Source organism: Kitasatospora sp. NPDC058063 (genome assembly GCF_042885395.1).
Classification (GTDB): Bacteria; Actinomycetota; Actinomycetes; order Streptomycetales; family Streptomycetaceae; genus Kitasatospora; species Kitasatospora lactacystinica.
This window is the reverse complement of record NZ_JBHVSD010000012.1, coordinates 268,232-276,508: the sequence shown is the minus strand read 5'-3', so window position 1 is coordinate 276,508 and position 8,277 is coordinate 268,232. Positions and strand designations below refer to the sequence as shown.

General features: G+C 75.2%; 5 protein-coding genes. All 5 read left to right on the top strand.

Translation table 11 applies throughout. The features are described from left to right. Positions 1-865 precede the first annotated feature (865 nt). The 5 genes from ACFVUY_RS22870 to ACFVUY_RS22850 all read left to right on the top strand — a co-directional run bounded on the left by ACFVUY_RS22870 (position 866) and on the right by ACFVUY_RS22850 (position 8,255). Positions 866-2,113: a Rieske 2Fe-2S domain-containing protein gene (locus tag ACFVUY_RS22870; protein ID WP_387732575.1), complete on the top strand. Its 1,248-nt coding sequence runs from the start codon at positions 866-868 to the stop codon at positions 2,111-2,113. A 195-nt stretch (positions 2,114-2,308) separates the two neighbouring features. After that, on the top strand, positions 2,309-3,904 hold the full coding sequence (locus ACFVUY_RS22865; RefSeq protein ID WP_387732573.1) for a serine/threonine-protein kinase: 1,596 nt from the start codon (positions 2,309-2,311) through the stop codon (positions 3,902-3,904). A gap of 320 nt (positions 3,905-4,224) precedes the next feature. Next, positions 4,225-5,043, top strand: a complete 819-nt coding sequence (locus tag ACFVUY_RS22860) for a BTAD domain-containing putative transcriptional regulator (protein WP_387732571.1) — start codon at positions 4,225-4,227, stop codon at positions 5,041-5,043. A gap of 59 nt (positions 5,044-5,102) precedes the next feature. Continuing rightward, positions 5,103-5,891, top strand: coding sequence for an SDR family NAD(P)-dependent oxidoreductase (locus tag ACFVUY_RS22855; RefSeq protein ID WP_387690339.1), 789 nt, complete (start codon positions 5,103-5,105; stop codon positions 5,889-5,891). A 63-nt stretch (positions 5,892-5,954) separates the two neighbouring features. After that, on the top strand, positions 5,955-8,255 hold the full coding sequence (locus tag ACFVUY_RS22850) for a condensation domain-containing protein (protein WP_387732568.1): 2,301 nt from the start codon (positions 5,955-5,957) through the stop codon (positions 8,253-8,255). Positions 8,256-8,277: the final 22 nt, after the last annotated feature.

The following is an 8,277-nucleotide window of genomic DNA, read 5'->3' as shown; positions in this document are numbered from 1 at the left end:
AACCGGTCCGCCACCCGACGACCCGTCTTCCCCGTCCCACCGACCACCAGCACCACACCGGACTCGACCGCGAGATCCACCGCACCAGCCATCACGAACACCCTCATTCCAAGACTCGGAGGAAACACCGGAGACCGATCTTCGAGGGCGCCGGTTGCGCCCGATCGGTTCGTCGTCGTGGCACCATTCAAATCCCCCCTGCCCGGACGATCCATAGCCGCCGCTCTCAGCTCCATGCGCGAGCGTCTACGCCACCGATGCGCCACCGACCAGCGGTGCTCTGCCCGCCCGCGGTCGTCGAACCAGCCTCGGCCCGGGCTCCCCGGCACCCACCACAACACACCGCACCCCCGCCTGAAAGCTCTTTCCAGCGCCTCTCGACCCTTCTTCGACCGCGCGGCGGGAAGCACCGCGCACGGCGGCCGGAATCGGGCCGGCGGGGAATTCGCGGAGTGACCGGAAAGGAGAACCCCGAGCCCGGGACCGCGGAATCCGTCGCCGGCACCGATCGTCCCGAGGTACGGGCCCGAAGGGATGCCGCCCGCTGCCGACGGCCCGGCTCCGGTCCGGGCGCCGTCCGCCTTCCCGTTCGACCCGCTCGGCCGCTGCCCGGCCCCCGCTCGGCCCTCGCTCGCCGCCGGAGCCCCGCCGAGGTGCTCGAACACGCCCGCCCCCCGAGCCGGGCGGGTCCCCGGAACCTATCGAATCCTTGAACGCCATCACCTGATGAATCATCAGACTTGTTGCTGCTTAAGGGCATTGTCCGTGCACGGGCTCCCGTTCCGTGGATAGCATCTGAATTCCATTCTGTTCGAGCGCTAATCGCCTGGGAGGGGCGGCGCCGGACAGACCGACAGGAGACTTCATGCGCGTGTCCAAGCACGTCCACCCCGTCAGCAACCGCCCGACCGCGGCCGACGTCGCCCTGCCACCGGCGCTGCCCTATCCCGACGGCTGGTCCGCACTCGCCTTCTCCGCCGAGCTCAAGCCCGGCACCGTCCTCACCCGCCAGCTCGCGGGCGAGGACGTCGTGCTGTACCGGCTGCGCAACGGCCGCCTCCGCGCGATCCGCCCCTACTGCCCGCACCTGGGCGCCCACCTCGGCCTGGCCACGGTCGAGGGCAACGACCTGGTCTGCCCGTTCCACCGCTTCGCCTTCGACGCCGACGGCCACTGCGTACGCACCGGGTACGGCACCCAGACGCCCAAGGCCGCGCTGACGCAGCTGCCGGTGCGCGAGGTGAACGAGGCGGTCTTCGTCTGGCGCCACCACGACGGCCGGGAGCCGGACTGGGAGATCCCCGCCTGGCACCGGCTCGGCGACGGACGGCAGCCGCTGCGGTACGCCTCCTTCGAGATGCCCGGCTACGCCCAGGACGTCATGGAGAACTCCTTCGACCTCGGCCACTTCGTCACCCTGCACGGCTGGCCCGAGGGCGAGCTGGCGGCACCGGTGGAGTTCGACGGCACCGGCTTCCACATCTCGATGCTGGTCCGGGAGACCTTCCCGCTGCTCGGGATGCGCGAGGTCCACGTCGAGGTGGACGGGTACGGCCTCACCGCCCTGCACACCGACGTCCACACGCCCTCGCTCGGCCTGGAGATCTGCTCACTGGTCATGGCCACCCAGGTCGCCCCCGGCCGGATGCAGCTGCGGCAGGCGAGCCGCTTCCTGATGGCGGAGCCGTCCGGGCTGCCGCCGGCCGTCGCCCGGACGGTCAGCCGGATGGTGACCAGGCTGCTGGCGGGCCCGATGTTCCGGCGCAACCTGGAGTTCACCTCGGCGGACTTCCCGATCTGGTCCACCAAGCGGTACGTCTCCCCGCCCCGGCTCGCCCAGGGCGACGGGCCGATCGGCGCGATGCGGCACTGGGCCCGGCAGTTCTACCCGCCGGACCACCAGGCGCACCTGCCGGGGCCGGCCTCGCTCGCCTCCCGGAACGGGCACGACGCCCCCCACGGACACGAGCCGAACGGGCAGGGCGCGAACGGGCAGGCCCTGAACGAGCAGGGCACTGACGGGCACAGCACGGACGGCCACGGCGGGGCCGCCGCGGACCGCACCCCGGCGGAGTCCTCCGGCAAGGCACCCAGTGGAGCCGTCCGGAGCTGAGCCGGCCCCGGCCACCCCGCCCCGCACCCGCACCCGCACCCGCGCTTCCACCCGCTCGCCGCGTCCGCCCCGTTCCCGCTGCCCGCAACGGCTCGCCGCACTCGTTCCGCGGCCATCGGCCCGAACCGGAACCGCCCGTCCCGGCGGTACCGTCTGGCCTGGAGTACGGACGGGCGCGGCGAGGGGAGAGTCGGCGTGGAGGCACTGGGGGACGGCGATCCGCGGCAGGTGGGCGAGTACCGCCTGCTGCGGAGACTCGGTGCGGGCGGAATGGGCCGGGTCTACCTGGGCCGGACGGCCGGCGGCCGCACGGTGGCGGTCAAGCTGGTGCACGAACAGTTCGCGGCGGACCGGGAGTTCCGGGTGCGGTTCCGCAACGAGGTGGCCGCCGCCCGGCGGGTCGGCGGCCGCTGGACGGCCCCGGTCCTGGACGCGGACACCGAGGGCGCCCAGCCCTGGGTGGCCACCGGGTACGTCGCCGGGCCCTCGCTGGCCGCCGCCGTGCGGGAGTTCGGCCCGCTGCCCGTCGCCGCCGTCCGCTCGCTCGGGGCGGGGCTCGCCGAGGCGCTGCAGGCCGTGCACGCCCAGGGGCTGGTGCACCGGGACGTCAAGCCGTCGAACGTGCTGCTGGCGCTGGACGGCCCGCGCCTGATCGACTTCGGGATCACCCGGGCACTGGACGCGGCGACCGCGCTCACCCGGTCCGGCTTCGTGGTCGGCTCCCCGGGCTACCTCTCCCCCGAGCAGGCCGAGGGGCGCAGCGCCGGGCCCGCCTCGGACGTCTTCTCGCTCGGCGCCGTACTCGCCCACGCCGCCACCGGCACCGCGCCCTTCGGCTCGGGGGTGAGCGCGCCCGTCCTGCTCTACCGGGTCCTCCACGAGGAGCCGGAACTCGACGTGGCCGACCGGGAGTTGCACGCCCTGCTGACAGCGTGCCTGGCCAAGGACCCGGCCCGCCGGCCCTCTCCCGCCCAGCTGCGCGAGCGGCTGACGGCCGCCGACCCCACGGCGGGCGAGCGGCTGGAGCGACGGGACTGGCTGCCGCCCGCGATCGCCGCCGCACTGGCCGCGCTCGCGGTCGAACTGCTGGACCTGGACAGTGACTCTCCGGCCCGGCCCGGCGCTCCCACCGGGCAGTTCGGCCCGGCGGAGCCGTGGCACGCCGGGGCCGGGCCGACCCCGGGGACGCCGGCCCCCGGACCGCCCACGCCCCCGGGCACGCCGACGCCGTACTCCCCGACGCGGCCCCCGCCGTACCGGCCCCCGTACGCGCCACCGCCGCAGCCGACCCGCGGCCGGCCCAACCCCGGCGTGCTGCTGGTCGCCGCCGTCCTGGCCGTCGCGGCGGCCGGCACCGCGGTGGCCCTGGCCGTGCGCGGCAACGACACCGACGGCACCGGCTCCGGCTCCGGCAGCACCCCGCCAGCCCCCACCTCCGCCGCCCCGACGCCGGGCGGCGAGATCCCGGCCGCCTTCCTCGGCTCCTGGCAGGGCGACCTGGGCAGCCAACAGACCTTCGTCAAGCCGGACTTCTCGATCACCATCGCCCAGGGCCGGACCAACGACCCGGTCGCGCAGATCCACAACAACGAGGGAGCGGGCACCCGCTACTGCGACGCGACCGCCAACCTGGTCCAGGCCACCGCGGACCGGGTGGTGCTGCGCACCGCCCCGATGAGCACGCTCAGCGGCTGCGCCGCCGTCCCGTACGACCAGGTGTACACCCGCAATCCGGACGGCAGCCTGCACCTGCTGGTCGGCGGCTTCTCGGGCGACCTGCGCAGGAAGTAGCCCCCGGTTCCACTCACGGCGGGGCGGCTCCCACTCCCGGGGGCCGCCCCGCCGCTGCCGTCCGCCGGAAGCCGCCACCAGAGCGCCCGGAACCCCGCTCGACGGGCACTTGAGGAATCCGGCCACCGCCGCCGGGCGCAACTAGGGTGCGACGCGTCCACCCCACCATCCCGCTGACTCGAACGCCCTTCCGCACGAACGAGGTTGCCGTCCCCGCGGCGCACCGCTCCCTCCACCGGGTCCCCGCATCCACCGGTCCCCGCGGCAACGAGTCCCCGGCTCCACGAGTCCCCGACCCCCCGCACGAGAGGAGAACCGCCATGCACCTCAGGGTCCTCGGCCCCCTCACCGCCGACCTCAACGGCATCTCCGTCGTCCCCACCGCCGCCAAGCAACGCCAGATCCTCGCCCTCCTGGCGCTCTACCCGAACCGGATCCTGCCGACGGCCACCCTGATCGAGGAGATCTGGGGCGACGACCCTCCGAGACAGGCGCTCACCACCATGCAGACGTACATCCTGCAACTGCGCCGCCGGATCACCCAGGCCCTCGGGCCGACCCCGCACACCACCGCCAAGGACATCCTCACCACCCGGCACGGCGGCTACCAGCTCACCACCCACCCGGACAACCTGGACGTCCACACCTACAACCTGCTGACCTCCCAGGGCCAGCACGCCTTCAACCACGGCCAGGACCACCAGGCCGCCACGCACTTCCGCCAGGCCCTCGCCCTCTGGCACGGACCCGCCCTGGTCGACGTCCGGCCCGGCCCGATCCTCACCATCGAGATCATGCGGCTGGAGGAGAGCCGGCTGATCACCCTGGAGCGCCGCATCGACACCGACCTGCGGCTCGGCCGGCACAACGAGCTGATCCCCGAGCTCACCCACCTCACCCACCAGCACCCGCACCACGAGGGCCTGCACGCCCAGGCCATGGTCGCGCTCTACCGGGCCGGCCGGCAGACCAGCGCCCTGACCGCCTACCACCACCTGCGGCACCGGCTGACCAGCGAACTCGGCATCCAGCCCTCCCCGCACCTGCAACACCTCCAGCACGCGATCCTCACCCTGGACCCCGCCCTCAACACGCCCACCACGGCGCACCCGACCACCTACAACCTGTACTCGGCCTGAGCCCCGTCCGGACGGCCGTCCCCGCAGACCTCTCCCAGCCCTCACCCACAGGACGCGTCATGACCACCGCACCCGAGAAACCCCTCGCCCTGATCACCGGCGGCACCCGCGGCATCGGCCTCGCCATCGCCCGCGAACTCGGCAGCCGCGGCCACCGTGTCTTCATCTGCGCCCGCACCGCCAAGGACATCGACCAGGCCCTCGCCACCCTGCGCGACGAGGGCCACCAGGCCCACGGCCTCACCTGCGACGTCCGCAGCCCCACCCAGGTCGGCGAACTGATCCGGCACGCGGTGGCCGAGCACGGCCCGATCACCGTCCTGGTCAACAACGCCGGCCGCACCGGCGGCGGCCCGACCGCCACCACCACCGACGACCTCTGGTACGACGTCATCGACACCAACCTGAACGCCGTCTTCCTGGTCACCCGGGAGACCCTCCGGCACGGCCACATCACCACCACCACGCACCCGCGGATCATCAACATCGCGTCCACCGCCGGGAAGCAGGCCGTCACCCTGGGCGCCCCGTACACCGCGAGCAAGCACGCCGTCATCGGCTTCACCCGGGCGCTGGCCAAGGAGCTGGCACCGACCGGCACCACCGTCAACGCCATCTGCCCGGGGTACGTCCAGACCCCGCACACCGCCAGGATCCACCACGAGTACGCGACCGCCTACAACACCACCCCCGAGACCATCCACCAGCACTTCACGACGCACATCCCGCTCGGCCGCTACACCACGCCCGAGGAGGTCGCCTCGCTGGCCGGCTACCTCACCAGCCCCACCGCGGCCAGCATCACCGCCCAGGCGCTGAACGTCTGCGGCGGGCTCGCCACCCAGTAACCCCCGGCGCGATCCTGGCCGGCCCACGGGAAGGATGAGGGCTCCGGTGCCCGCTGATCAGCCATGACGAACCGTCAGTTCTCCAGCGCACCCGTCACCTTGCGGGTGACCGGCGCCGCAGCGCCCTGCCTGCCCGCCGGCCGTCCGCCCCGGCCGCTGGACGCGGGGGCGGTGCGCGCCGCGCTGGCCGGCACCGCCGACCGGCCCCGGCCGGCCGCCCAACGGCGCGACCGGGCACCTGAGTTCGTCCTGGTCGAACTGCACCGCACGTACCCGGCGCAGGCCCTGCGCGCCGCGCTGCGGACCGTCGCCGCCGAGAACTCCGCCGGGCCCGAGACGGAACTGCTGTGGCAGCGGACGGCGGACGGCCCGGAGGCGCTCGACCGGGTGCTCGCCGACCTCGGGCGCAGCCTGGCCGCCGGTCCCCGGCTGCGGGCGGTGCTGGTCGAGGACGGCGGACACGGCTGCGCCCCGGGCGGCGGCCGGCGGCTGTTCGTCGGCATCGCGTCCGGCCCGCCCGCACGCGCCGCCGGGGTGCTCGAGGAACTGCGCGAGGCGCTGGCGCACCCGCCGGAGCCGGTCACCGTGCCGACCAGCGCGCTCCAGCGGGAGCTGCTGCGCCAGGTGATCGGCGCGGCCGAGCCCGCCGGGCGGCACGTCGAGCAGCTGTCCTGGCACTGGCACGGGCCACTGGACACCGAGCGCTTCACCGCGGCCTGGCAGTCCGTCTTCGACCACGAGACGGTGCTGCGCGCGGCCTTCGACTGGGACGAGGACGGCACCGACGACCCCTGGATGGTGCTGCACGAACACGCCGCCCCCGAGGTGACCCGGCACCGGCACGACGCCACCGACTGGAAGGACCTGCTCGCCGCCGACCGACGGCGCGGCTTCGACCTGCGCCGCCCCGCCCTGCTGCGCGCCACCCTCGTCGACGACCCGCCGCACACCGAGGACGGCCCCGCCACCCGGGTGCTGCTCACCTACCACCACGCCATGCTGGACGGCTGGAGCGTGCGGCTGCTGCTCCAGTCCTTCTACCGCGCCTACCTGACCGGCGGCGTCCTGCCCGGCGGCGAGCGCCGCCCCGACCTGCGCGACCACGCCCGCTGGCTGGCCGGCCGCAGCACCGACGCCGCGCGGCAGTTCTGGTCCACCCGGCCGCCCGCCACCCCCGTCCTGCCGCTCGCCCCCGATCCGCACCGGCGCGGCAGCGGCCGGGCCCGGCGCCGCCTCACCCCGTACGAGGCGGTCCGGCTGCGCGGCTGGGCGGCCGCCTGGGGCGCGGGCGAGAGCAGCGCGCTCCAGGCGGCCTGGGCGCTGCTGCTGTACCGCGCCGAGCAGAGCGACCGGCCCCGCCGCCCGGGCCGGGCGGTGCGGGTCGGCTTCGCGGTGACGGTCTCCGGCCGGGGCATCCCGCTGGACGGCATCGACCGGCTGCCCGGCGCCCTGCGCAACCCGCTGCCGATCTCCGTCCGGGTACAGCCGGGCACCACCGTGCCGCAACTGCTCGCGGCGCTGCGCGACGGGGTGCTCGACCTCGCGGCCTACGAGTGGGTCGCGCCCGGCCAGGCCCACCGCTGGACACCCGGCGCGCGCGGGCAGCGGCCGAACTCCCTGGTCGTGCTGGAGCACCGGCCCGCCACGGCGCACCACCTGCGACTGGAGACCGACCTGGCCGCGCACGGCATCCACGTGGAGAGCCCCGTCCCGGCCGGCACCCTCACCTCGTACCCGATCACGCTCGCCGCCCACTACGACGCCACCGGCGGGCTGGTCCTCACCACCACCCACGACCGCGCCCTGCTCGCCGACCGGGACGCCGCCGAGCTGCTCGACCAGAGCACCCACCTGCTGCGCTCCTTCCCGGACCTGCCGAGCGGGCTGGGCACCACCGAGGTCCTGCGGACCACCCTGGCCGGCCGGCCGGCGCCCCGGCTCGGCGAGCCCGCGGACACCGGCTCCCCGGGCGGGGATCCGGCCGCCCCGGCGGTTCGGCTGGACATGCTGCGCCGGGCCGCCCGCCCGGGCGCGGGCTGGGTCCTGCTGCTGCCCCCGACCGGCGCCCCGCAGACCCGCTACCCCGGCGCCGCCCGCGGCTGGCCGGGCCCGCAGGCCCTCGGCGTGCTGCGCCCCGCCGGGGGCGACCCGCCCGCGGCCGCGTACCGTCCGGTACTCGGGCCGCTGCTGGAGTCCCGCGCGCCGATCGCCCTGGTCGCGCCACCGGGGCTCGGGGTCACCGCCTGCGAGATCGCCCGGCTGGGCGCGCCGGCGCACCACCCGCCGCTGGTGGTGCTGCTCGACGAGGGCGGCGACCTGGCCGCGGTGGCGGGCCTGCTGGGCGAGCTGCCGCGACGTCGCTAGAGCCGCCGCGGCGTTGCTGGAG